This window comes from Bradyrhizobium sp., from assembly GCF_049519115.1.
Lineage (GTDB): Bacteria > Pseudomonadota > Alphaproteobacteria > Rhizobiales > Xanthobacteraceae > Bradyrhizobium.
Map to the genome: position 1 here is coordinate 61,093 of NZ_JBEKRB010000010.1, position 23,491 is coordinate 84,583.

The following is a 23,491-nucleotide window of genomic DNA, read 5'->3' on the forward strand; positions in this document are numbered from 1 at the left end:
GTCTAGTGCCGAACTGCCAGAGGAAACAGGTTTATGGATCATCATTTGCACGCTACGGCTGAAACGGTTCGGTGGGGACACTGGGACGGCTCGCTTGCGCCGGCTTTGGTTATAAAGTCGGGCGACACGGTAACAATTGACACCCTGTCAGGTGAGCCGGACGATTTGCCGGATCCGCTGAGCAATTTTGAAATTCTTCCGGAACATCGCCAGGTGTTGAGTGCGGGAAAAGATGGGCCCGGACCTCATTTTCTGACCGGGCCGATCGCCATCGAAGGCGCGAGGCCCGGAGATGTTCTGGAGGTCAGAATCCACGAGATCAAGCTGCGTCAAAATTGGGGGTGGAATTTGCAAGCGCCCCTGAAAGGAACGTTGCCGGAAGATTTTCCAGAATTGAGACGAATGGTCGTGCTACTGGATCGCGAGAGAAATATCGCAAAACTGCCGTGGGGACAGGAGATCAGCCTTAATCCGTTTTTTGGAAACTTCGGTGTCGCACCGCCCGTTGGCTGGGGACGACTGTCGTCGAAAGAGCCTCGGCCTTTCGGCGGCAACATGGACAACAAGGAGCTGGTTGCCGGCTCGACAGTGTATTTCCCCGTTTTCGTCGATGGAGCGCTGTTTTCGGCCGGCGATGGCCATGCGCTACAAGGCGACGGTGAAGTGTGCTTGACCGCCATCGAGACGGCGCTCTCTGGTACGCTGGAATTTGTTCTCCGCCGTGATTTTGGATTGGCTGTTCCGCGCGCCGAAACCGAACAGATCTGGATCACGATGGGGTTTGATGAGGATCTCGATGATGCGGCGAAGCAAGCGCTGCGCGAGATGATCCGGCTCATTACCGAACTTACGGGATTGTCTGCGCAAGATGCCTATACGCTATGTTCGATCGCATCGGACTTGCGTGTCACGCAAATGGTGAACCTCATCAAGGGCGTTCACTGCGTAATCGTGAAAGAGAAATTGCCGGGCCTCATCAAGCGATGATTCGCTAAAGTGTTTGCGCCCCACTTCGTGCCGCCTCATTTCATCGTACTGCTCGGGGGCAGCGGTGAGTGCTTGGGTTTACCATCCTGCTTTGCGCGGATCTTGTCGATCATGGTCCAGACCCGGACGAGCTCAGTCTCGGCGGCCGCGGCGACGTCCATATTGTCGGCGCTTGCCAGTGCATGGAGGGTGATAATCGCGCCGCCCAATTCCTGCGTTGGCTCGCCGACGGGGCGGCCGAACACGTAGTCGACTAACTGATGCGCCTCGCTCGCGGTGCAACCCAATGACTGCACCAATTCGAGCGCCTCCTCTAGAAAACGGTGATTGCGCTGGACGCGGTCACGACAAATCTCCTCCGTGAAGCAAGCCATCAACCAGTCCTGGACACGCTGTTGAAAGGGTATGTCGGACATGCCGTCTCCATCCTTGCCGACTTCTCTCGCGCCGGCTTTTGTCGCCGGCCATATTAGCAAAGCGCGTGAAAGATCGAAATCGGAGGGCAGCTCGAGAGCGAATTGGTTGCCGAGGGACGGCGTGCCAAATCGGGAGTAACCGCATGCAGATTTTGCGGAACCGCGAGCGCAGCCAAACAAAATGCCAACAATCGTACCAACAAGGTTGCCTGCAGCTCACGTAGTGGTGTGGAGCGGACGCACGTCAGGTGCATTAAATCTGAAGGTCATTGGTTCAAATCCTATACCGCAACCATCTTAGATTGCTAGACTGCAGCTCTTGCGCGAAACCGACACCAACGCCCATCGGGCAGGGCGCCCGAGTCGGTGAATCATGAGTTAATTTTCCGGCAAATTTCGTCGCTTGGCGACCCATCGACTCAGTCTATGACGTCTTCGTCGCACGAAAAATGCGGGTGCACAGAGATGCCGAATTCGAATGACGTCGCCAGCGAGATGCTTTGGCAACGCGTCCTGTCCCTGCTCGTCGTGGGTGCCAGCGTGTTGGGGGGAAGCGCCGTGTTGCTGATAATGGCGTTACCACCAGTCCTACACGGATTTCCATAGTGGCAGAACGAGTTTTGAGTGGCAGGCGAGCCAAGTCGAGCGTCGAACGAAACGTCCAACAATACGTCCAACACGAAATTAGGCCGAAGGCGTAAGTGATTGGCGTCCTTGACAGAAATCGAAAGAAAAAGTTGAGTCGGAGCGCTTCACCCGCTCCAACTACGATTTCAAGATTAGCCAAGAGTTCTAAACTATCATTCTAACGCCATTCCGACAATTTCGCGGCTGAAGGGCTGATGCAAGTTCGCGGGTGTTTAAGATTGTTCTTAAGCGCTGACGGATTGCATCGATCAGCGATTTGATCGTCACAATTGGCCCGCACATGCTCTGTCCGCGGACTCACGTCAGCCATAGAGTGGCTCGCCAGCTAGTTCACTCCAGCGCTCCGGTGACTCGAACCCCGACTGCTCTCGAGCCACTCGCAGCCTGTTGTAGGGTAGGCGTGGCACGCCGTTCTCGCGAGGTGACCCGTTTCGGCAAAAACCGTCTGGTCGGAAGATCCTGCAACTACCCAAAGGCATCGGCCACCGAAAATCGCGGTGCCAGCGATCGTGTTCTCGTCGGGAAACGCCGCAACGAAATCGCAACGAATTGGGTGAAATGACCGTGAACAAAGCGTGGCGGAAAGCCCTCCCGAGTCAATAAAAACCAATAACTTAGATAATGTGCACTGCGTTGGGGACGCAGGGGTCGCAGGTTCGAATCCTGCCACTCCGACCAGAAATCATTGGGGTTTTTCCTCTGATTTCGGTCACCGGTCAAGCTGGCCGCCGTTTCGGCCACCGAAACGAAGGGCTCCTGTTGGCCAATCGCGACGGCTGCCCCTCGCAGGTGGTCCGGATGATGGTGTCGATAGCTCTCCTGGAGAACCTCCGGAGACATACACAGGAAGCTGGCGGCCTCCCAAATCGGAACACCGCGCTGCATGAGCGAGGTCGCGGGCGTGTGGGGCGTCACTTTGCCAACGAGACCAGCAAGCGTCACGGCACTCTTGAATCCTCGCTTTACTGAGCTGACCGGTTTGCCGTTAAACTCGACGAAGCAGCAGGTCGCGAAAAGTTTTCGTTCCTTCCAGCGGCGCATGTGAACCCCCCTTGCGCGTCAGCAACCGATCGCGCGGTTGGCCTTTGGGCGAAGAACACTCGCACCACACCTCGATGAAATCCGTCCTTTGCGTAATGATTGGTCGCGGCCCGGAGAGTTTCGAGGTCTCGGCGCGCACCACCTCGATTTGCCACGATGTTTAATGTACGCCGCACAGGTCTGGGCATCGACCCGTGACAAAGTTTTGCCTCCCCAATAGCCGTTAAGACGGTCGATCCTGGCTTGAATAGCCGGGATAGCCTCGCCCTGTTGGCGAATTCGTCGGCTGTACCTATTTCTTGAATTGCCGTCCGGATACCGGGCGAAAGCCCTGCAGCGCTCGTTGAAATTGGACCGTACGGAGCTAGGCAGGTAAATGAAGACGCCGCACGAGGATGCCAGACAGGGAAGGTGGAACGGCGCGGCGAGTGGCCGCCGCCAGAACATGCGGATTGTCACTGTCGCCCTCATCCTTTGCTTGGTCGCGGGCCTGCATTTGGCGTTATGGGGTTTGGCAGAGCCGCGCACGGCTGCGGCACCGGTCGAAGGCAAGCTGCCGAGCGTCTCGTACAATCGATTTGCCAGACCATCTTCCGGGAATTTGACAGTGTCCGAGGCGCGGATCCGCGCTGACCTGACTGCGATTGCCAAGCTGGCAAAGGCTGTACGCACCTATGGTTCAACGCAAGGCCTCGAACGTGTTCCGGAGATCGCGGCAGAATTCGGGCTGTTGGTCACGCTGGGCATCTGGATCGACAAGGACGAAGCCCGAAACGAGCGCGAGATCGAGACCGCCCTCGACCTGGCGCGGCGCAACCCCAACGTCATCCGGCTCGTCGTGGGCAATGAGACGGTCTTTCGGCATGAGCGCACCGCCGCTGAAATTGCCGAAATCGTCCGCCGCGTAAAACGAGACAGTCGGCTACCGGTAGCAACCGCTGACCACTGGAAGACATTTCTCGACAGTCCCGAACTCGTCGACGCTGTGGACCAGGTCTTCGCCCATATCATTCCCTATTGGGAAGGCTACTCCAGGAAAAGTGCCGTGGAGGGTTCGCTCGCGCTCTACGGCAGGCTGCGTGCAGCCTATCCGGGCAAGAAGATCGTCATCGGGGAGTATGGCTGGCCGAGTGCGGGGCACAATTTTGAGCAGGCCGTCCCGGGTCCGCTCAGCCAGGCCCGCCTGCTGCGCGACTTCGTTGCGATGGCCAGTACGCTTGGCATCGACTTCAATATTGTTGAGGCGATCGATCAACCGGAAAAGCTTTTCGAGGGCAACGTCGGTCCTTATTGGGGCATCCTCGACGCCTCGTTGCGGCCCAAATTTGCGTGGACGGGGCCGCTTGTTGACGCAGACTATTGGAAGGCGGCTGTGCTTGCCGTCCTCGTTGGATCGTTGTTGTCGATGTCGATTCTGGCGCTCCCGGGAGCGACCATTAGCCAGGCAACAGTACTTGCCGCCGCTGATCATTTGATCGGCGACTGGTGCGCAGGCGTGCAGGTGTATTGGCACGACCACTACCTGCTGCATGGTGAGATCGTCACGTTTGCGATCGCACTTCCGCTCCTGGTTCTGCTGGCGCCGATCGTTCTGTTTCGGGTGAACGAGATGACGAAAGTCGTTTTGGGGAGCCAACCCACACGGCTGTTGAAATTGCCGCCGCCAGGACAGGACGTGCGCTTGCCGAAAGTCTCGATCCACATTCCCGCCTATCGGGAGCCTCCGGATATGCTGCTGCGTACCATCGACTCGGTGGCAAAGCTCGACTATCCGGATTTCGAATGTGTAGTCGTCATCAATAACACGCCGGATCCGGGATTCTGGGAGCCGATCGAAAGACGCTGCCTTGAGCTTGGCCCGCGCTTCAAGTTCGTTTGCGTCCAGAACCTTGAGGGATTCAAGGCCGCCGCGCTGCGGATTGCGATGACGAAGACCACAGCCGATGCCGAGATCATCGGCGTTATCGACGCCGACTATGTGGTTGATTCGCGATGGCTCAAGGATCTTGTACCCAGCTTCGCCGACCCCGAGGTCGGATTGATCCAGGCGCCTCAGGATCATCGGGACTTCTGTCGCAGCTCCGTTCACGCCGCCATGAACGCGGAGTACGCGGGGTTCTTTGATATCGGTATGGTCGAACGCAACGAGGTGAATGCAATTATCGTCCACGGAACCATGTGTTTGATACGTCGCACCGCGATGGACGCCGCTGGCGGCTGGTCAAGCGACACGATTTGCGAGGACAGCGATCTCGGGTTGACGATCCTGGAGCTGGGGTGGCGTGCCCTCTACACCAATCGACGTTACGGCTGGGGATTGTTACCGCAGGACTATCTGGCATTCAGGACTCAGCGGGCGCGCTGGGCCGGGGGCGCCGTGCAGATCGTGAAGAAGCACTGGCGCAAGTTCCTGCCAGGTCATAGCCGGCTCGATCATGATCAGAAGCGCGAGTTCGCGTTCGGCTGGCTCAGCTGGTTCGGGGTCGAAATCATTGCCGTCGGCGCAGCGTTACTTAATCTGATCTGGGTGCCCTTTGTTGTTCTCCAGGTTGTCGCCATCCCGGATCCGCTGCTGCTGCTGCCGAGTGTTGCGGCCTTCCTGGTATCGCTGCTCCATTTCGTTAGCGCCTATCGGACGCGTGTCGCAGTCCCATATCGGCAGATGCTTGGCGCGATGGTGGTGTTCATGTCGGTCCAATGGACGGTCGCAAGCGCGGCCTTTAAGGCGGCGCTTCCGACACAAAAAAGCTATTTCCATCGCACTCGCAAGGGTAGAGGTCGCAGCATACACGCGCGCTTGACGACGATACCAGAAGCGGTGCTTGGTTCACTGCTCGTCGCGGGTGGCATCACGGTGCTTGTGACGAATATTTACCGGATTCTGGGGATCGATTTATTCGCCGCGATCCTGATCATCCAGAGCCTGCCATTTCTGTCGGCGGTGGCAACGGAGATGTTAGAGCGCTTCAGCGATGCCGGGAACAGCAAACCTGGTCTGGCTTGTTGAAAGTGGTTCTCGACCGCATAGGGCGGCGCAACGCTGCCAGCGACACTCAAGCTGGCTGTTCGCGCCCAGATAGACCACCTACCGAGCAATCCGAGCGGATGCGGTACACCGCGATCTATGCGGGAATGTCCCGCACGACTTCGGTCAATTTCCCGGAGCTGATTTCGTAGAAGAGGCCGTAGAGCTTGATGTGCTTCGGAACAGCCGGGCTCTGGCGAAGCAACTTGATGTCATAGTTGAGCGACTCCTCGAAATCCACGATGGCGAGGCTATCGTGATCAAACAACGTCGAGATATCGGCGTGATGATGATCATGAAACTCCTCGACCACCAGCTCCGGCGTCAGGGTCGTCGTACCGCAGAACGAGTGGTGAACTACAACAACGTTTTTCACATTAAAAAGATAATCCATGGCCGCCACGGACTCTAGAGCGAAGGCGGCGCGTCCACCCGCGTTGGTCGCGGTAAACAGGGTCCGCGTTGAACCAATCCGGTTGCCACCTCCATCGAGAATGTTTTCGCCAGGGTAGACTTCATCCCCCAAATACGCTTTTCCGGCAAAGCGCATCGAACGGATGAGGTGATATCCGACGCTTTGCGAAGGGCCGATCGCCGATCGACTTATGCAAAGTTTCAGAAAAGGTGGCTCGCGGGGATTTGCTTCATTCGTCCTGGATTGCTGATAGCGTTCTCCGGCGTAACGCGATTCCGGCTGACGGGTGCAATCGGACCGGTGCCTGCGAGTATTTTCGCTCAAGGGCACTTTCGTGACGTGATGGCGCGAGGGGTTGCGATTGCTCTCAGATGTTACACAATGCTGGTTTACTGTTTGGCTGTAAGCCATTAATTTGGAACGGCCCCAAGCCGTTCCCTTTACAGCCAAGACATGGAAACTTTTGGTGGCGGATCAGACTCTTGATCAGCAGGTCTTCCGTCCTTGCTGGAATTCAGTGGGCGCGCAGCGAACCACCGGTTGAACACCGAAATCCCGTGAACAAACGGTGATAAAGATCACCAATCCCGAGAAAACGCCGTTGTTGTTGATCTTTTCGTTCGGTATTTACGTTCGGGATTGCCGAGGAAGCCCGGCGGCGGCCTTTCAAACCAAGACACCGCATTGCATCGGTCGGGCTGCTGCCATGAGGGCGGCTATCTTGCCGCGTCAGCGTGAGCCCGGCATCGTGCGGGGCCGCCGCTGCAAAGCAATCGTCTCAATCAAAAGAAGCTCGATGACGGCGGAGGGAGGCTGGAACACCAAATGCGCTTCGTCGAACTCAATGACATTGCGCTCCGCTACGTGCTAAGCGGCAAGGGCGAGCGCACCTTGGTGCTTGTGCACGAAATGGGCGGCTCGCTCGAAAGCTGGGACGAGGTGGTTCCTCATTTTGAGGGGGCGCGCCGCGTTCTGCGATATGACACCCGCGGGGCCGGCATGTCGCAAAAAGTCCGAGGCGAACTCACCTTTGAAACGATGGCTTCGGATATTGCGGGCTTGCTCGATATGCTCCGGACAACCGGCAAGGTGGCGGTTGTGGGCGTTGCCGTCGGTGGCGCGATCGCGCTTCAATTTGCTGCCCAGTATCCGGAACGGGCCAGCGCCGTCGTTGTCGGCAGCCCCGCCACCGGCATCTCGCTGGCTCGCCGTGCGGCGGCGCTCGAACGCCTCGCCAAGATCGAGGCCGGCGGGATGGCGTTTGCCGTCGAGGACGCGATGCTCAATGGCTATGCTCCGGAATTGCGTGACGACACCGGGCGCTTTGAACGATTCCGGGCGCGCTGGCTCGGCAACGATCCCTTAAGCTATGCAACGATCTGGCGAATGCTGGCCAACGCCGACATGCAAAAAGCGCTGAGCGAGGTGCGCTGCCCGACGCTCGTGATCGGCGGAAGTCTTGATCGCGTCCGGCCGCCGCCAATGGCGCAGGAGGTCGCCAAAGCAATCCCAGGCGCGCGTTATGTCGAACTCTGCACCGGTCACTACATGGCGGCGCAAACGCCCGATCTGATCGCAGATGGCATCGAGGAGTTTCTAAGATCCGTCGACGCCTGATAGCCTCTCCACATTTCCCACGTATCGAGGTCTTCCCGCATGGTGCCCCAACCGACACAGCAGATCCCCGGCGTATATCATCGCAAGATTGGAGATATCGTGGTCACGGCCATCAGCGATGGTTACCTGGACGGCAATCTTGAAGTGATGCGCAATGTCGATCTCGACAAGGCGCATCAGATACTGCGGGAAGCGTTTCGGCCGGCGCGGCGAACCAGCGTCAATACGTTTCTGATCCATTCGAAAGGCCGTCTGGCGATTATCGATACCGGTTCGGGCAATTATTTGCTGCCGACCGCCGGTTTCGTTCAGCGCAACCTCGCCGCTGCCGGTATCGATGCGAAGTCGGTCGATACCGTGCTGCTCACTCATATGCATCCGGATCATTCCGCAGGCCTGACCGAGATGCCGAGCGGCCGGTTGTTGTTTCCGAATGCGGAACTGGTGATGCACGAGAACGAGCTGCCGCACTGGCTCGACGACGGCGCGATGGCGAAAGCGGACGAACGATCCAAGAAACTGTTTTTCCAGGCCGGCCGCGAGCAGGTCGCGCCCTATAAGAACCGCACGCGATTGTTCAAGCAGGGCGAAGTTTTTCCCGGTGTGACCGCTGTGCCGAGCCATGGACATACGCCGGGCCACACGGCTTATCTCGTCGCATCGGGCAACGATCAGCTGATGATCTGGGGCGACACGGTTCATGTGCCGGAAGTGCAAACCGCGCTTCCTGACGCCGGCATGGGCTTCGATACCGACCTCGCCATGGCGGCAGCTTCACGCAAACGCATGTTCGATCGCGTTAGCGCCGACCGGGTTCTGGTTGCCGGAATGCACCTGCATTTCCCGGCCTTCGCGTGGCTGGCGCGGCGAGGGGAGGGCTTCGCGCTTCATCCCGAGGCCTGGGTTCACGCTTTGGATTCGGTCCCGTTGTCTGCACCCTAGGGACCTCCCGAGTACGAATCTGCCCGGTGAACTGCTTTGCTCGGGATCGTTAATCCTGCAAGCGAAGTTGAGAAATGATCGAAGCATTCAATTTAGCGACGGCTCACCTTTTCCAGGACGCATTGGCGTCGCAGGCTCGGTTGCGCTTTAAAGTGTTCGTCGAGCAGCGTGGGTTGCCGCATTCTCACTATAGCGGTCTCGAATATGACGAGTTCGATACCCCCTCGGCCGTCTATCTGGTGTGGCGGGATCAGGATCGGGTGGTGAGAGGTCTGGTGCGCTTGTTGCGCACCGACCGGCCCTACATGCTGAAAAGCTTTTGGCCCTGGCTGGTCGCCTCCGGTCAACTTCCGCAAGCCGCAGACGTCTGGGAGATGACGCGCGTATGTGTCGACAAGACGGTGTCGCCTTGCTTGAGAAGGACGATTCTTCCGGAATTGCTGACGGCGGCCAATGAATTTTTCGTCGATCAGGGCTCGATCGGCATGATTGGCGTGACCCGCAACGACCTCGCACGAGCATCCGAATACCAGAGCTCGATGCCAACGTGGCCGCCGAGAGACCAGCCCACCACGTGATAGGTACTTACTCCCAACGTGTTCAGGAGCTTGCGAAGGGTATTGGCATAGCCCGGGAAGCTGTAGGTGGCTTGCGGGTTCGCCGCATCTTCCGATCGGCCGTGTCCGGGGAGATCAGGCGCGATGCAGCCATGACCTGCCGCCCGCAACGCAGCCACTTGATGCCAAAAAATGTCTGCGTGCGACGAATTGGCGTGAAGCAGAAGCACCGGCGTCTTGCGGCCATCCAGAATGATCGCCGACATCTTGATTGAATCCAATGCGATGACTGTTCGATGTTGTTGGACCTGCTTTGCCAAGGCCAGGCTACCTCCTTACTGGAGAAAATTAATGCGCTGGACCAGCAATCTGACTGCCGCCGTCAGACGACTATGCGCCGACGATCCCTCAACCACTTCGGCGCAGGCGTAGCGAAGCATTTGCAGTGCGACGGACAAATCGCCGCAACGACCGTATCGGAGGTTTTCGTCAGGCGCGGTATCCAGCTCCAGCAGGTTGTGAACCGCCGATCCGATGGCCGGATCAGAAGTGAAACAGATTTCGATGATCTCCCGGATAAATCCTTCCAGCGTCTCGAAATCGCTTTTCGCTTCCGCACCGATATGACCAAAACAATCAATACGGATATCACGACCGCCCATGGAACCCTCCGCGCTGTAACAAGATAACGGTGCGCGGGGATGGTCGGACCTCGGGAACACCCCAGGCTACGTAGAATCCCTGCGGTGCATAAACGAAAGGGTTGGAGGGATACTAAATTGCTCTCGATACTAGAAATCTGCTAAACTACCGGAGGTTAGCTTGCTATCGCGCATGCGATGGAGAGACTGGGCATTACGGTTTTTGATCCGCCATTTGCAGCGTCAGTTGCGGAGTCATTTCGGTGCAGAACTCCGTTGATGTTCTCGTAGGCAAGCGGGTTCGGATGAGGCGGCTGGAATTGTCCCTTTCTCAAACGGAGCTTGCTGAGAAAATCGGTGTCACCTTCCAGCAAGTTCAGAAGTACGAGCGGGGCACCAACCGGATCAGCTGCAGCCGCCTGACCCAGATCGCGTCAGCTCTCGACGTGAAGCTGGCTTATTTCTTCGGGGAAGATGCCTGGGGGAACGGGCGGCCTGAAATGCTGGACGGCTTCGATGTCGAGCGAATACCGGAAGGGCAGAGATTGTTGTCCGCCTTCATGAGCATCAAGAGCCAGTCCACGCGATCGAGAGCGATCAAGTTACTCGAAAGCATCGCCAATACTTCAAGGTGATATCCGCTCTGCTGCTGGCGCAACGAATCGCGCCGCGGGTCAAGCGCCCACCTTCCTCAGATCAGTCCACCGATTGGCTGAACCGACGGCGCAAGACTGGCGGGACAAGGCCGGCGGGACAATCTATACCGCGGCAACTGGCTTGCTTGCCTGCGGGCTCTTTGTCGCAGCAATATCGCCGGACGAAATGGCCCCCTCCGTCTTCTTCGGCTTAGCGCGGCCGATCTTCCGCACAACGGTGTAGAAGGCCGGCGTGAACAACAGGCCGAACGCAGTGACGCCCAGCATGCCGGCGAACACGGCGGTCCCTAACGATTGCCGCATCTCCGAGCCGGCGCCGGTCGCAACCACCAGCGGGAAGACGCCGAAGATGAAGGCAAGCGACGTCATCAGGATCGGCCGCAGCCGCGTGCGCGCCGCAGTGACGGCGGCTTCGCCGGGGGTGGCGCCACTTTCTTCGGTTTGCCTCGCGAATTCCACGATCAGGATCGCGTTCTTGGCGGCGAGGCCGACCAGCACGACGAAACCGATCTGCGCCAGCACGTCGATCGGCATGCCGCGTATCAACAGCCCGGTGACCGAGGCAAGCAGGCACATCGGCACGATCATGACGACCGCCAGCGGCAGATTCCAGCTCTCATACTGTGCCGCGAGCACCAGGAATACGAACAGCGCGGCGGCGCCAAACACCAGGAGCGACGAGGTGCCCGGCAGCTGCTGCTGGAATGCAAGCTCGGTCCACTCGAAGCCGATGCCGGGCGGCAGTACCTCATGGGCGAGTTCTTCCATCCGATGCAGCGCAGAGCCGGTCGCAATGCCGGGCGCGGCGACGCCCATCACTTCGGCGGCTGGGAACAGATCATAGCGCGGCACGCGGTAGGGTACGTTTTCGGCCTTCAGCCGCGCCACGGTGCCGACCGGCACCATCTCGCCTAAACCGTTGCGGGCCTTCAGCCGTGCGATGTCCTGCGGATCCTGGCGGAAGCTGCCGTCGGCTTGAGCAATGACCTGATAAGTTCGGCCGAGGAAATTGAAGTCGTTGACATATTGCGAGCCGAGATAAAGCTGCAAGGTTGTAAACACGTCGGTCGGCGTGAGACCGACTTTTTCGGCCTTCTCGCGGTCGATATCGGCATAGATCGACGGCGAGCGCGTACCGAACAGCGTAAAGACGCCGGCAAAGCTCGGGTCCTTGTTGGCGGCGGCGACCAGCGTTTGGGCCGCCTTCGAGAGCGCATCCGATCCGAGCCCGGCGCGATCCTGCAGCATCATCTTGAAGCCGCCGGCATTGCCGATGCCTTGCACCGGCGGCGGTGGGATCGTCAGCACATAGGCGTCCTGAATGACCGAGAGCCGCTTGCGCAGGTCGACCAGCACGCTCGCCGCCGTCACGCCCTTGACCTCGTGATTATACAGCGACGGCAAGCCGGAAAAGATCGTGGCGGCGTTCGAGGCGATGGTGAAGGTGGTGGCGTCAAGACCAGCGAACGGGGCGACGTGCTCGACGCCGGGCGTGGACATGATGATATCGATCGCCCGCTTGACCACGGCCTCGGTCCGGTCGAGCGTCGCGCCGGGCGGCAGCTGCAGGACCGTAATCAGATAGCCCTGGTCCTGCTCCGGAATAAAACCTGTCGGGGCGCGGAAGAACTGGACGCCGGCGATGCCGATCAGCGCTACATAGACCACCAGCACGACACCGGTGATCTGCACAAGGCGCCGGGTTAACCGCCCATAGCTCGTGGAAAGCCAGTTGAAGCCGAAGTTGAAGCGGTCGAATCCGGCACCTACCAGCCGCGCGATCCATGAACCGCGCGCGGCGTGGCCGGGCTCATGGGCCTTGAACAGCACGGCGCAGAGCGCGGGACTCAGGGTCAGCGAGACGAAGCAGGAGATCAGCGTCGAAGCGGCAATCGTGACCGCGAACTGCCGGAAGAACTGCCCGGTGATGCCGGAGAGGAATGCCGAGGGCACGAACACCGCACACAGCGTCAACGCGATCGAGATCAGCGCGCCACCGACTTCTCGCATAGTGACGTGGGCGGCTTCGGCCGGTTGCATGCCCCGCTCAAGATTGCGCTCGACATTCTCCACCACGACGATGGCGTCGTCGACCACGATGCCGACCGCCAGTACGAGGCCGAACAGCGACAGGTTGTTCAGCGTAATTCCAAGCGCATAGAGGAAGGTGAAAGTGCCGACCAGCGAGACCGGGATCGCGATCACCGGGATGATCGCCGCGCGCCAGCTTTGCAGGAACAGGAACACGACTCCGACCACCAGCAGGATCGCGACGAAGATCGTTTTGACGACCTCGTCGACCGATTTACCGACGAAGATCGTCGGGTCATAGATGATCGTGTAGGCGAGGCCGGGTGGAAAATCCTTGGCCAGTGTTTGCATCGTATCGAGCACTTCGCGATCGACGGCGAGCGAATTGGCGCCCGGCTGGGCGAAAATCAGCAGTGGCAGACCGGACTGCCGGTCCATGAAGGCGGTCGAGCCGTAATCCGAGGCGCCGATCTCGACCCGGCCGACATCGCGCAGGCGCGTCACGCGGCCCTGATTGTCCGACTTCAATACGATGGCGGCGAACTCGTCGGGCGTCGACAGCCGGCCGAGTGCTTGAACGTTAAGCTGATACGCCTGTTTTGAGGCGACCGGCGGCTGATTCAGAATGCCGGCCGAAACCTGGACGTTCTGGGCACGCAGCGCGGCGAGGACCTCATTGGCGTTGAGATTGTGCGCAGCGATCTTGTCCGGATCGAGCCAGATCCGCATGGCATATTCACGCCCGCCCTGCATCGTCACGTCACCGACGCCGGGCAACCGCGCCAGCACGTCCTTGACGTGCAACGTTGCGTAGTTCGAGGTGTAGAGCAGGTCGCGCGAGCTGTCGGGCGAATAGAGGTGGACGGCAAGGAGGATATTGGGTGTGGCCTTGCGCACCTGCACGCCGAGCCGCTGCACGTCCTCGGGCAGGCGGGGCAAAGCGTCCTGCACCCGGTTTTGCGTCAGCATCTGCGCTACGTTGAGATCGGTTCCGATCCGGAACGTGACGGTGATCGTGAGCTTGCCGTCGCCGGTCGACTGGCTGTTGATGTAAAGCATGCTCTCGACGCCATTGATCTCCTGCTCAATCGGCGTGGCGACGGTGCGCGAGACCACCTCGGCGGAAGCCCCCGGATAGCTGGTGGTGATCTGCACGGTGGGGGGCACGATCTCCGGATATTGCGCAATGGGCAGGATGGCGAGTGCGCCGAGCCCGATCAGGGTCACGAAGACGCTCAGCACGGTGGCGAAAATCGGCCTGTCGATAAAGGCGTGGGTCATGGAAACTCCTGCCTGGGACCAGTCGGTTGCTGGCGGCTGCTCTAGCTGCCGTCCACGGTGGCGTCGTATTGGATGGCGCCGTCTTGCGGCGTGACCTTGGCGCCGGGCATCGCGCGCACTAGGCCATTGATGATGACGCGGTCGGTCGGTTCCAGGCCCGACAAAATCACGCGCAACCCGCCGCGAAGATCGCCGGTGGTCACGATCTTGGGCTTCACGGTTGAATCCGGCTGGACCGTCATCACGAGGTGCTGCGACTGGTCGAGGATGACCGCGGAGTCCGGCAACAGATAGACCGTTGCCGGCGGCGCGATCGCGACCCGCAGCCGCGCGAACTGACCCGGCGCCAGGAACAGATCCGCGTTCGGCACCGTGGCCCGTGCGTGAATGGTTCCGCTGGATCGATCAAGCGCGTTGTCGACGAAGTCGAGCGTTCCCTGACGGGCGAAGTTGTTTTCATCGCTAAGACCGAGCACGACCTTGTTGGCGAGCGGACCGCCGATGCGGGCGCGCTGGCGGGTAAAGGTGAGAAAATCGGATTCGCTCATGTCGAAGTCGAGATAGAGCGGGTCGAGCGAGACCAGTGTAGCCAAGAGCGTGGTCGGGCTGGTGGACGCCCGGCTGCCTGCAACGAGGCTTCCGATCGATACCTGGCGTGCACCGATGCGGCCGGTGAAGGGGGCGCGTACTTGCGAATATTCAAGGTCGAGCTCGGCGTCTCGAATCCGTGCCTTGGCGTCCTCGACCGAGGCCTTGGAAGAATCCTGGTCGGACGTGCGCTGGTCGACCGTCTCTTGCGTTGCGAATTCGTTGCGGCGAAGCGATTGCGCACGCGAGAGCTGGGTATTGGCGAGCTCGACGCGTGCGGCCGCCGTCTGCAACGCCGCTTTGGCCTGTTCGAGCTTGATTTCATAGGGGCGTGGATCGATCACAAAGAGAAGGTCTCCCTTGTGCACGATCTGGCCGTCCTTGAAGTGAATCTCGGTCAGCGTTCCGCCGACCTGCGCGCGTAATTCCACGCGGTCGATTGCCGAGAACTGGCCGAGAAAGCCTGCCCGCGTATCGACCTCGCGCCGCAACGGCTGGCTGACTGTCACTGGCGGGGCGGGCGGCACCGCCGCCGCCGTCTTGCCGCTCCTTTGAAATCCGAAGCCGACATAGAGAACGGCAAAAGCCAGGACCGCGATGACCGCGGCCACGGCGGTCCTCCAGCTTCGCCGGTGCGGCCGCGCCGACGGTTCGCCGAGACTTTCTCGTTCAATCGTCGAGGGGTCGCTGATCTGATCCATGAGACTGTCCATAAGCCATTGCCATATTAATCGAAATTTGGTCGCGGCGTTGCCGGGAAGGGGGATGCGCGATGTTGATTAAGAGGTGGAAGAGTAGCGTCCGGGATTGATATCTGGAGGGAACACTCCAATATGATTGAAGGCATATAAAATCGGGGAGGCGCGGTTCAAGGATTATTGGAGCGATGACACCAAAAATAATTCGAGGGAAGAAAAGCAAGGAGAGCAAACGTGGCCGGGGACGGCCGGCGGTGTTCGATCACGACGTCGCGCTGAGAGAAGCGATGAACCTGTTCTGGGAGCGCGGCTATGAAGGCACGTCATTCGACGACCTGATCGCCGCGATGGGGATCAGCGCGTCGAGCTTCTACAATTCGTTCGGCAGCAAGGAAGCGCTCTATTGCGAGGCCACGCGCTCCTATCTCGAATGGGCGGGCCAGTGGTTTTTCGCCATCCTCAATGACCCTTCGATCGATACCAGGACGGCCTTCGCGCACCTGTTCGAGGCGACCGCGGAAGAGTTCACCCGCGGCGATCACCCGCTCGGCTGCATGATCTCACTGGCCGGTACCCATTGCCCGCCCGGCATGACGAACATCCGCGACATGATGGCCGAGCATCGTGCTTTTTCGGAAAGCGCGATGGCGGAGCGCATCCACAAAGGCATCGCGAGGGGTGACGTGCCCCAGGATACCGACGCCAAAATGCTGGCGGCCTATTATAGCGCTGTCGCTCGCGGTCTTGCAGTGCAGGCCCGCGATGGCGCGTCACGCAAGACGCTGGTCGAAATCGGCCGGCTTGCCATGCGCGCCTGGCCGGCCGATTCGCGCGCAACTCGCAAAGACCGAATTGGCTAGTCGCGATCAAGCTTGCGAAACGCCGAGGCGGCCGATTCCGGGAAACTTCAACGCGGGACGGCGGATGTCGAGGCCGATAACACCGCCGAGGATGTTGAGTTCAAGGCCTTCGATCCAGCCGATCGTGACGCCGAGATAGCCACCCAGCGAGGCAAACACGCCGGTGCGAGAGGGCGTCAATCCAACCCAGTTGCCGCGGTAGGGGTAATCCTTGCCGATCGCGGTAGGAGGCAGGACGGCATCGAGTTCGGGGATCGCGTCAAGTACGGCCTGAACGAAGGTGTTTGAATTCGGTCCTGGCCAGGCGCTGTAATCTCCGTAGGCGCGAAACCTGTAGTTCTCGACGACCGCGTGAACGGTCGGAATCAGTTTCTCCGCTTCCGGCCCGTCAACACTCACCAAAGCCTGCGGGATAGCCCCGAACCATCGTCCATCCGCGGCGAAACCATTGACGCGAATGGGCTCACCCCATGCCGTATAGTCGTAGCGGGTATAGTACGCCGCGCCGCGCTCCTTGACGACAATCCAGGTGTGCACGGCGAAGATTCCACGCCAGCGAACAGTTCTTGCCGCGAAAACCCTGATCAGCGCGTCCGGGTATTCGGACGGCGGCGGTAGCAGTCCTGCGCTGGAACGGTCCGCGGTCTGCCAATTTCCGCGCCGATCGCCAAGCAGATAGCTCGCGGTCGACACCAGAAGCGGCGCTACGATCAGAAGCAGGAGAATGAACACGTATCTCTTCACGGTGACGCAAATTTCGTTGTCGCTGTTAATGTAGTTTGTCCAGTTACTTTTCGCCAGCCGCGATCGCGCGCGCCCGGCGAAAATCCGCCAGACACTACCGGGCCTAAGACACTACCGGGCATCAGACATTAGTGAGCGTTCCCCGCGCCGCTCGTAAACGCGCTGTCGAAAAGTTGCCCGATCGGTTGCCAGGTTCTGCCGTCGAACTGCACCAGTCGCATTTCCTTGACGGGGCGGAAATCGGTCGGGCTTGTGGTGATCGCAATCCCCGGCAACGTGACCGAGCTTCGAAAATCCTTCAGCGACTGCGCCTGCTTCATGACGTTTTCGCGGGAGAGATCATCGCCGCATTGCTTCAAGACCTGAACGAGGGTCTGGGCAACCGCATAGCCAAACACCGTGTAGATATCTTCTTTGTCTCCCTCCGGATCGTATTTGTCCATGAAAGACAAATACTCTTTCATGGCGGTGTCGTCTTTCCAGGCAGGATCGCTGCCATCCTTCAGAAACGCCGTCGATATGACGCCGATGGAGTTTTCAAGACCGCCTGGCCTCAGCGCACTGGCGATGGAAGCCGCCGCATTGTCGAGAACCAGCACGGGGTGCCAATCGGATTCGCCTAGATGCCGGATCACCTGAGCGGCCATCGCTGGCGCGCCGTCGAAGACCAGAATCTCCGCGCCCGAATTGTGGAGGATATCCAACTGCGGGTCGAGCGAGCGATCCGTTGCATCGAAGGCCGTGTCGGTCACGATCATCCGGGCGGCGTCGCCTAAACCTTCCTCCAAACCCCGGAAAAGGTCGCGGCCGAACTCGTCGTTCTGCCAAAGCACGCCGATCTTCTTTTCGGAGTAGTAAGCCTGGATATAGTTCGCATAGATGCGTCCCTCGGTACGAAACGCCGGCGGCCATCCCATCGTCCAGGGAAAATCTCTCGGGTTGGCCCATTGGTCGTCGCCTGAAGCCACAAACAGCTGCGGGATATGTTTTTCGTTCAGATATTTTCTGACGACCAGGTTGCTCGGTGTCCCGAACGAACCGAATACAAAAAGCGCGTTCTCGGTCTCGACGAGGTTGCGCGTGAGATCCATCGCTTGCAATGGATCGGAGCTGTCGTCGTATGAGATAAATTCGACGTTTCGACCGTTTATTCCGCCGTGCTCGTTGAGCATCTGGAAGTAGGCGGCTTCTGCTCGTCCAATGGCGCCAAACGCCGCCAGCGCCCCGGTGTACGGCATGACATTGCCGATACGGATGCCCGCATCGCCAGTTTTGAGGACGGGATCGCCAAGCGCCGCGAATGACCACACGGCGAAAAGGCCTGCGGCAAATGTGACAATCCATCTGATCATATCCGCCTCCGATCCACACGAGAGCCCCGGTGCCACATGATATGACAGGATATGAATGTCAGAACCGCGACGCTAGGGGATGACAGTGGTCTAAGTATTTGCTCAATTATCAAATACTTGCTCAATTATTCAGGCGCAGCCAAAACCCTCCTGTTGCGCCCTTCCCCTGCTTATTCGGAGAAACCGATGCCTTTCGATCTGGTCCTGCGCGGCGGCCGCGTGGTTGATCCCTCCCAGAAACTTGATGCTGTCACCGATGTCGCTTTTTCCGGCGGAAAGGTGGCCATGGTCGGAAACGCGCTCAAGGTCGACCCTGGCACCGACGTGCGCGATGTGTCGGGTTATATCGTCACGCCCGGCCTGATCGATCTGCACACGCATGTCTATTGGGGCGGCACGTCGATCGGCATCGACGCTGAAGAGTTCTGCCGCACTTCCGGCGTCACCACCGCGATCGATACCGGCAGCGCCGGTCCCGGGAATTTCGCAGGCTTTCGCAAGCATGTGATAGAGCCCAGTCAGGTGCGCATCTTGGCCTATCTGCACGTCTCGCATGCCGGCATCTATGGTTATTCGCATCGCGTGATGGTGGGCGAGAGCGAGGAAATCCGTTTGATGAATCCGATTGACGCCGTTGAGGTCGCGGACGCCAATCGCGATCTCATCGTCGGCATCAAGGTGCGGGTCGGCCGCAATTCCTCGGGAACGTCTGGCATTGTGCCCTTGCAAATCGCACTCGAAGCGGCGAACGAAGTCGGGATGCCGTTGATGTGCCATATCGACCATCCGCCGCCGAGCTACGAAGAGGTCGTGTCTCTTCTGCGTCCGGGCGACGTGCTCACCCACGCCTTCCGGCCGTTTCCCAATTCCCCGGCCACGGCTCAGGGCACGGTGAAGAAGGTTGTGCTGGAAGCGCGTGAGCGCGGCGTGTTCTTCGACATCGGCCATGGCAAGGGTTCGTTCGCCTTCAAGACCGCGCGCGCCATGCTCGCCAACGGCTTTTATCCGGATACGATTTCTTCCGACATCCACATCCTCTGTATCAACGGGCCGGCTTTCGATCAGGTGACGACCATGTCCAAGTTCCTGTGCATGGGAATGCCGTTTCCCGACGTGGTCGCGGCTTCGACGGTCAATGCGGCGATGGCGCTGCGGCGTCCCGAACTCGGCAGCCTCAAGCCGGGCAGTGTCGGCGACGCCACCCTGCTATCGATCCAGGAAGGCAAGTTCGATTATGTCGACGTTGTCGGCGAGCACCTGATCGGCGACCGCAAGATCGCGTCCGAGGGCGTCGTGATTGGCGGGCGCTGGTGGCATCCAAGGGAGTCGCCCAAATTCAAGCGGCTCGCGGGCTAAAATGCTGTGATCGATCTGATTTAATTGGTCTTTATCGACGGGTTGCTGGCATACCATTTGCAAGCAAATGGGGCTGTTCGCCATTGCCTGAGGGGCTCGTTTAGCGCCTAATCGCTTTTGGCATTTTCGGAAATTGGGAGGCCTCGATGGATCGCAGGACGGTGTTGAAGGGATTGGCGGGGGCGGGCAGCCTGGCAGCGACAGGTGGCCTGTCGATGCCGGCGCTTTCGCAAGGCGCCGCTGCGCGCACCCTGCGCTTTGTGCCGCAGGCGGACCTCGCCAACTTCGATCCGATCTGGGGCACGCAATATGTGGTGCGTAATGCTGCAGCGTTAGTGTGGGACACGCTTTATGGCTTCGACGACAAATTGCAGCCGCAGCGCCAGATGGTCGAATCCGAGGAGGTCTCGAGCGACGGCCTGACCTGGACCTTCCGCCTGCGGCCAGGGCTGAAATTCCACGACGGTGAGCCGGTGCTCGCCAAGGACGTGGTGGCCAGCTTGACGCGCTGGTCGGCCCGCGACCCCCAGGGGCAGACGATCAAAGCGATGCAGAACGAACTGGTCGCCGTCGACGACCGCACGTTTAAGTGGGTCCTGAAAGCGCCGTTTCCCAAGATGCTGGTCGCGCTCGCCAAGAATAATGCGCCTTGCTCCTTCATCATGCCGGAGCGGATCGCCCATACCGATCCGTTCAAGCAGATCACCGAATATGTCGGCTCGGGCCCGATGAAATTCGTGAAGAGCGAATGGGTGCCCGGCGCCAAATCGGTGTTCGAAAAATTCACCGACTATGTGCCGAGACAGGAACCGTCATCGTGGCTCGCCGGCGGCAAGCATATGCTGCTCGATCGCATCGAATGGGTGGTGATCCCGGACCCTGCCACGGCTGCGGCCGCCTTGCAGAACGGCGAGGTGGACTGGTGGGAAAATCCGATTCCCGATCTCGTGCCGGTGCTGAAGAAAAACCGCAACATCGCCGTCGATATCGCCGACCCGCTCGGCAACATCGGCGTGTTCCGGATGAATCACACGCACGCGCCATTCGACAACGTGAAGATACGGCGCGCCGTGCTCACGGCGTTGAGCCAGGAAGATTACATGCGCGCGCTGGTCGGCGACGACAACGCACTCTGGAAGCCGATCCCCGGATTTTTCGCGCCCAACACACCGCTTTATTCGGAAGAGGGTGGCGACATTCTCAAGCAGCACAATATCGATGCCGCCAAAAAACTTCTCGCGGAAGCCGGGTACGCCAACGAGCCGGTCTCCTGCATCGTGGCGCAGGATCAGCCAATTACCAAGGCGCAAGGTGACGTGACGGCGGATCTGTTGAAACGCATGGGCATGAACGTCGACTTCGTCGCGACCGACTGGGGCACCGTCGGCGCGCGTCGTGCGCAGAAAACGCCGCACAACCAGGGCGGCTGGGAGATGTTCCACACCTGGCATGCCGGCGCGGACTGCATCAGCCCGATTGGCTACGCAGCCATCCGCGGCACGGGCGACAAGGCGTGGTGGGGCTGGCCGAAGAGCGAGAAAGTGGAAGCCGAAGTCAGCGCGTGGTTCGCTGCCAAGAGCCTCGACGAGGAAAAAGGCGCAATCGGCCGCCTCAACAAGGCCGCGATGGAAGATGTGATTTATGCGCCGACCGGCTTCTTCCTCAGTTACACGGCCTGGCGAAAGAATGTGTCCGGTATCGTGAAAGGGCCGTTACCCTTCATGTGGGGCGTATCGAAGACCGCCTGACGCAGCGGTAATCCACATGGCCTCGTATATCCTGCGGCGTATCCTCGTCACCATCCCCGTGATGGCGATCGTTGCGCTGTTCGTCTTCAGCCTCCTCTATATCGCGCCGGGCGATCCGGCGGCGGTGATTGCCGGCGATCAGGCGAGCCCGGCCGACGTCGAACGTATCAGGCAAAGCCTCGGTCTCGACCGGCCGTTTTTGGTCCAGTTCGGCAGCTGGCTCTGGCGCATTCTGCATTTCGATCTCGGTACCTCGATCTTCACCAACCTTCCGGTGACGTCGATGATCTCGCAGCGGATCGAGCCGACGCTGTCGCTGATGATGCTGACGCTCGTTTTGACCCTCGTCATCGCCATACCACTCGGCGTGGTCGCGGCCTGGAAAGCAGGCAGCTGGATCGACCGCGTCATCATGGCTTTTGCCGTTTCCGCCTTCTCACTGCCGGTCTTTGTGGTCGGGTATGTCCTGGCCTATGTCTTCGCGCTCGAACTCGAATGGCTGCCGGTGCAGGGTTACACGCCGATCACCCAGGGTTTCTGGCCATGGCTGCAAAACCTGATCCTGCCCGCCGTTGCGCTCGGTTGTGTCTATATCGCGCTGATCGCGCGCGTCACGCGTGCCTCCATGCTTGAAGTGTTGCAGCAGGATTATATCCGCACCGCGCGCGCCAAGGGTCTGGGGCAACGCGGCATCCTGTTCGTTCATGCGTTGAAAAACGCCGCCGTGCCGATCGTCACGGTGATCGGCATCGGCGTGGCGCTTTTGATCGGCGGCGCGGTGGTGACTGAAAGCGTATTCGCTATTCCCGGCCTCGGCCGTTTGACGGTCGATGCGATCCTGCGCCGCGACTATCCGGTGATTCAGGGCGTCGTGTTGATGTTCAGTTTCCTCTACACGCTGGTCAACCTGATGGTCGACGTCACCTACACCATGCTCGATCCGAGGATTCGCTATTGACCGTTTCGACCGCCAGTTCTGTGGCTATTCCGCCGGGACTCGCAATCGCGCGAGCATTGCCGGATCTGATGCTGCCGGTGAAAGTGCGGCGCGGCGTGATCGGCTTTTTGCGCAACAATCCGACCGTTGCGATCGGCGGGGCGCTGCTTCTCGCTTTGGTATTGATCGGCATCTTCGCTCCCTATCTCTGGACCGTCGACCCGACGGCGCTCGCGCCCGCTAAACGCACCCGTCCGCCGTCGGCCGATTACTGGTTCGGAACGGATGCGCTCGGCCGCGACGTCTATTCGCGGGTGCTGTACGGGACACGGGTGTCGCTCACGGTCGGCCTTTCGGTGGCGCTACTGGCGACGCTCGCGGGGCTCACCATCGGCCTCGTCTCGGGTTTCGTGCGATGGGCTGACGGCATCGTCATGCGCGTCATGGACGGATTGATGTCGATCCCGCCGATCCTGCTCGCCATTGCGCTGATGGCATTGACACGCGGCAGCGTCGGCAACGTCATCATGGCGATCACGGTCGCGGAAATCCCGCGCGTTTCACGGCTGGTGCGCAGCGTCGTGTTGTCGTTGCGCGAGCAGGCTTACGTGGACGCCGCGATTGCCTCCGGCACGCGAACTCCGATGATCATTCTTCGCCACATCCTGCCCAACACGATGGCGCCGATGCTGGTGCAGGCCACCTACGTCTGCGCCAGCGCGATGATCGTGGAGTCCATTCTCTCCTTTATCGGCGCGGGCACGCCGCCGACGATTCCGTCCTGGGGCAACATCATGGCCGAGGGCAGGGCGCTGTGGCAGGTGAAGCCCTATATCGTATTTTTTCCAGCCGCCTTCCTCTCCGTCACCGTGCTGGCCGTCAACCTCGTTGGCGACGGCCTGCGCGACGCCCTCGACCCCCGCATGGCCAAGAGCTTGTGATGAGTAAGGT

At 59.8% G+C, this 23,491-nt stretch carries 20 protein-coding genes; 11 read left to right on the plus strand and 9 right to left on the minus strand.

The features are described 5' to 3' along the window. The first annotated feature begins 33 nt into the window (after positions 1 to 33). Positions 34 to 987 carry an acetamidase/formamidase family protein gene (locus ABSE61_RS10845; protein WP_423871097.1) on the plus strand — a complete coding sequence of 318 codons (954 nt, stop codon included), beginning with the start codon at positions 34 to 36 and terminating at the stop codon, positions 985 to 987. 35 nt (positions 988 to 1,022) lie between these two features. Here the strand turns inward: ABSE61_RS10845 and ABSE61_RS10850 are convergent, their stop codons facing one another. Continuing rightward, positions 1,023 to 1,403 carry a hypothetical protein gene (locus ABSE61_RS10850; RefSeq protein WP_423871098.1) on the minus strand — a complete coding sequence of 127 codons (381 nt, stop codon included), beginning with the start codon at positions 1,401 to 1,403 and terminating at the stop codon, positions 1,023 to 1,025. A 1,113-nt stretch (positions 1,404 to 2,516) separates the two neighbouring features. Beyond that, positions 2,517 to 3,092, minus strand: a complete 576-nt coding sequence (locus ABSE61_RS10855) for a site-specific integrase (protein ID WP_423871099.1) — start codon at positions 3,090 to 3,092, stop codon at positions 2,517 to 2,519. A 376-nt stretch (positions 3,093 to 3,468) separates the two neighbouring features. Here ABSE61_RS10855 and ABSE61_RS10860 point away from each other — a divergent pair, with 376 nt between their 5' ends. After that, positions 3,469 to 6,099, plus strand: a complete 2,631-nt coding sequence (locus tag ABSE61_RS10860) for a glycosyltransferase (RefSeq protein ID WP_423871100.1) — start codon at positions 3,469 to 3,471, stop codon at positions 6,097 to 6,099. Between the two features lie 115 nt (positions 6,100 to 6,214). On the opposite strand, the gene ABSE61_RS10865 is transcribed toward ABSE61_RS10860, so the two are convergent. Then, complete coding sequence (locus tag ABSE61_RS10865; RefSeq protein WP_423871101.1) at positions 6,215 to 6,856, minus strand: carbonic anhydrase; 642 nt, start codon at positions 6,854 to 6,856, stop codon at positions 6,215 to 6,217. A gap of 501 nt (positions 6,857 to 7,357) precedes the next feature. Between ABSE61_RS10865 and ABSE61_RS10870 the strand changes: the two genes are divergently transcribed. From ABSE61_RS10870 to ABSE61_RS10880, 3 genes are all read left to right on the plus strand, one after another. Then, positions 7,358 to 8,149 carry an alpha/beta fold hydrolase gene (locus tag ABSE61_RS10870; RefSeq protein WP_423871102.1) on the plus strand — a complete coding sequence of 264 codons (792 nt, stop codon included), beginning with the start codon at positions 7,358 to 7,360 and terminating at the stop codon, positions 8,147 to 8,149. A gap of 99 nt (positions 8,150 to 8,248) precedes the next feature. After that, entirely contained in the window at positions 8,249 to 9,091 is an 843-nt protein-coding gene (locus ABSE61_RS10875; protein WP_423871103.1) for an MBL fold metallo-hydrolase, read from the plus strand. A 74-nt stretch (positions 9,092 to 9,165) separates the two neighbouring features. Further along, complete coding sequence (locus tag ABSE61_RS10880) at positions 9,166 to 9,669, plus strand: acyl-homoserine-lactone synthase (RefSeq protein ID WP_423871104.1); 504 nt, start codon at positions 9,166 to 9,168, stop codon at positions 9,667 to 9,669. Here ABSE61_RS10880 and ABSE61_RS10885 read toward each other — a convergent pair. Both ABSE61_RS10885 and ABSE61_RS10890 read right to left on the minus strand, forming a co-directional pair. After that, positions 9,561 to 9,914, minus strand: a complete 354-nt coding sequence (locus ABSE61_RS10885) for an alpha/beta fold hydrolase (RefSeq protein WP_423871170.1) — start codon at positions 9,912 to 9,914, stop codon at positions 9,561 to 9,563. The genes ABSE61_RS10880 and ABSE61_RS10885 overlap by 109 nt on opposite strands. 69 nt (positions 9,915 to 9,983) lie before the next feature. After that, positions 9,984 to 10,310 carry a hypothetical protein gene (locus ABSE61_RS10890; RefSeq protein ID WP_423871105.1) on the minus strand — a complete coding sequence of 109 codons (327 nt, stop codon included), beginning with the start codon at positions 10,308 to 10,310 and terminating at the stop codon, positions 9,984 to 9,986. 242 nt (positions 10,311 to 10,552) lie between these two features. Here ABSE61_RS10890 and ABSE61_RS10895 point away from each other — a divergent pair, with 242 nt between their 5' ends. Next, positions 10,553 to 10,924 carry a helix-turn-helix domain-containing protein gene (locus ABSE61_RS10895; RefSeq protein ID WP_423871106.1) on the plus strand — a complete coding sequence of 124 codons (372 nt, stop codon included), beginning with the start codon at positions 10,553 to 10,555 and terminating at the stop codon, positions 10,922 to 10,924. 123 nt (positions 10,925 to 11,047) lie between these two features. Here ABSE61_RS10895 and ABSE61_RS10900 read toward each other — a convergent pair whose 3' ends face one another. Both ABSE61_RS10900 and ABSE61_RS10905 read right to left on the minus strand, forming a co-directional pair. Continuing rightward, positions 11,048 to 14,257: an efflux RND transporter permease subunit gene (locus tag ABSE61_RS10900; RefSeq protein ID WP_423871107.1), complete on the minus strand. Its 3,210-nt coding sequence runs from the start codon at positions 14,255 to 14,257 to the stop codon at positions 11,048 to 11,050. Between the two features lie 41 nt (positions 14,258 to 14,298). Next, positions 14,299 to 15,546 (minus strand): efflux RND transporter periplasmic adaptor subunit, encoded by a 1,248-nt coding sequence (locus ABSE61_RS10905; RefSeq protein WP_423871108.1) that lies wholly within the window; start codon positions 15,544 to 15,546, stop codon positions 14,299 to 14,301. Between the two features lie 185 nt (positions 15,547 to 15,731). On the opposite strand from ABSE61_RS10905, the gene ABSE61_RS10910 reads away from it, so the two are divergent. Further along, positions 15,732 to 16,403 (plus strand): TetR/AcrR family transcriptional regulator, encoded by a 672-nt coding sequence (locus ABSE61_RS10910; protein WP_423871109.1) that lies wholly within the window; start codon positions 15,732 to 15,734, stop codon positions 16,401 to 16,403. A gap of 6 nt (positions 16,404 to 16,409) precedes the next feature. On the opposite strand, the gene ABSE61_RS10915 is transcribed toward ABSE61_RS10910, so the two are convergent. Together ABSE61_RS10915 and ABSE61_RS10920 are read right to left on the minus strand one after the other, a co-directional pair. Further along, positions 16,410 to 17,135 carry a DUF3750 domain-containing protein gene (locus ABSE61_RS10915; RefSeq protein ID WP_423871171.1) on the minus strand — a complete coding sequence of 242 codons (726 nt, stop codon included), beginning with the start codon at positions 17,133 to 17,135 and terminating at the stop codon, positions 16,410 to 16,412. 140 nt (positions 17,136 to 17,275) lie between these two features. Next, positions 17,276 to 18,499 carry an ABC transporter substrate-binding protein gene (locus ABSE61_RS10920; RefSeq protein WP_423871110.1) on the minus strand — a complete coding sequence of 408 codons (1,224 nt, stop codon included), beginning with the start codon at positions 18,497 to 18,499 and terminating at the stop codon, positions 17,276 to 17,278. A gap of 186 nt (positions 18,500 to 18,685) precedes the next feature. Between ABSE61_RS10920 and ABSE61_RS10925 the strand changes: the two genes are divergently transcribed. From ABSE61_RS10925 to ABSE61_RS10940, 4 genes are all read left to right on the plus strand, one after another. Then, positions 18,686 to 19,855: an amidohydrolase/deacetylase family metallohydrolase gene (locus ABSE61_RS10925; RefSeq protein ID WP_423871111.1), complete on the plus strand. Its 1,170-nt coding sequence runs from the start codon at positions 18,686 to 18,688 to the stop codon at positions 19,853 to 19,855. Between the two features lie 146 nt (positions 19,856 to 20,001). Beyond that, positions 20,002 to 21,603 (plus strand): ABC transporter substrate-binding protein, encoded by a 1,602-nt coding sequence (locus ABSE61_RS10930; protein ID WP_423871112.1) that lies wholly within the window; start codon positions 20,002 to 20,004, stop codon positions 21,601 to 21,603. A gap of 16 nt (positions 21,604 to 21,619) precedes the next feature. Next, positions 21,620 to 22,561: an ABC transporter permease gene (locus ABSE61_RS10935; RefSeq protein WP_423871113.1), complete on the plus strand. Its 942-nt coding sequence runs from the start codon at positions 21,620 to 21,622 to the stop codon at positions 22,559 to 22,561. Between the two features lie 68 nt (positions 22,562 to 22,629). After that, positions 22,630 to 23,481: an ABC transporter permease gene (locus ABSE61_RS10940; protein ID WP_423871172.1), complete on the plus strand. Its 852-nt coding sequence runs from the start codon at positions 22,630 to 22,632 to the stop codon at positions 23,479 to 23,481. The last annotated feature ends 10 nt before the right edge of the window (positions 23,482 to 23,491 follow it).

What these genes read in the sequence shown, in the direction of transcription:
- ABSE61_RS10910 (WP_423871109.1), top strand. Translation starts at nt 15,732, where the DNA reads ATGACACCAAAAATAATTCGAGGGAAGAAAAGCAAGGAGAGCAAACGT.
- ABSE61_RS10935 (WP_423871113.1), top strand. Translation starts at nt 21,620, where the DNA reads ATGGCCTCGTATATCCTGCGGCGTATCCTCGTCACCATCCCCGTGATG.
- ABSE61_RS10885 (WP_423871170.1), bottom strand. Translation starts at nt 9,914, where the DNA reads ATGTCGGCGATCATTCTGGATGGCCGCAAGACGCCGGTGCTTCTGCTT.
- ABSE61_RS10940 (WP_423871172.1), top strand. Translation starts at nt 22,630, where the DNA reads ATGCTGCCGGTGAAAGTGCGGCGCGGCGTGATCGGCTTTTTGCGCAAC.
- ABSE61_RS10920 (WP_423871110.1), bottom strand. Translation starts at nt 18,499, where the DNA reads ATGATCAGATGGATTGTCACATTTGCCGCAGGCCTTTTCGCCGTGTGG.
- ABSE61_RS10860 (WP_423871100.1), top strand. Translation starts at nt 3,469, where the DNA reads ATGAAGACGCCGCACGAGGATGCCAGACAGGGAAGGTGGAACGGCGCG.
- ABSE61_RS10900 (WP_423871107.1), bottom strand. Translation starts at nt 14,257, where the DNA reads ATGACCCACGCCTTTATCGACAGGCCGATTTTCGCCACCGTGCTGAGC.
- ABSE61_RS10925 (WP_423871111.1), top strand. Translation starts at nt 18,686, where the DNA reads ATGCCTTTCGATCTGGTCCTGCGCGGCGGCCGCGTGGTTGATCCCTCC.
- ABSE61_RS10855 (WP_423871099.1), bottom strand. Translation starts at nt 3,092, where the DNA reads ATGCGCCGCTGGAAGGAACGAAAACTTTTCGCGACCTGCTGCTTCGTC.
- ABSE61_RS10890 (WP_423871105.1), bottom strand. Translation starts at nt 10,310, where the DNA reads ATGGGCGGTCGTGATATCCGTATTGATTGTTTTGGTCATATCGGTGCG.
- ABSE61_RS10930 (WP_423871112.1), top strand. Translation starts at nt 20,002, where the DNA reads ATGGATCGCAGGACGGTGTTGAAGGGATTGGCGGGGGCGGGCAGCCTG.
- ABSE61_RS10905 (WP_423871108.1), bottom strand. Translation starts at nt 15,546, where the DNA reads ATGGATCAGATCAGCGACCCCTCGACGATTGAACGAGAAAGTCTCGGC.
- ABSE61_RS10845 (WP_423871097.1), top strand. Translation starts at nt 34, where the DNA reads ATGGATCATCATTTGCACGCTACGGCTGAAACGGTTCGGTGGGGACAC.
- ABSE61_RS10850 (WP_423871098.1), bottom strand. Translation starts at nt 1,403, where the DNA reads ATGTCCGACATACCCTTTCAACAGCGTGTCCAGGACTGGTTGATGGCT.
- ABSE61_RS10880 (WP_423871104.1), top strand. Translation starts at nt 9,166, where the DNA reads ATGATCGAAGCATTCAATTTAGCGACGGCTCACCTTTTCCAGGACGCA.
- ABSE61_RS10870 (WP_423871102.1), top strand. Translation starts at nt 7,358, where the DNA reads ATGCGCTTCGTCGAACTCAATGACATTGCGCTCCGCTACGTGCTAAGC.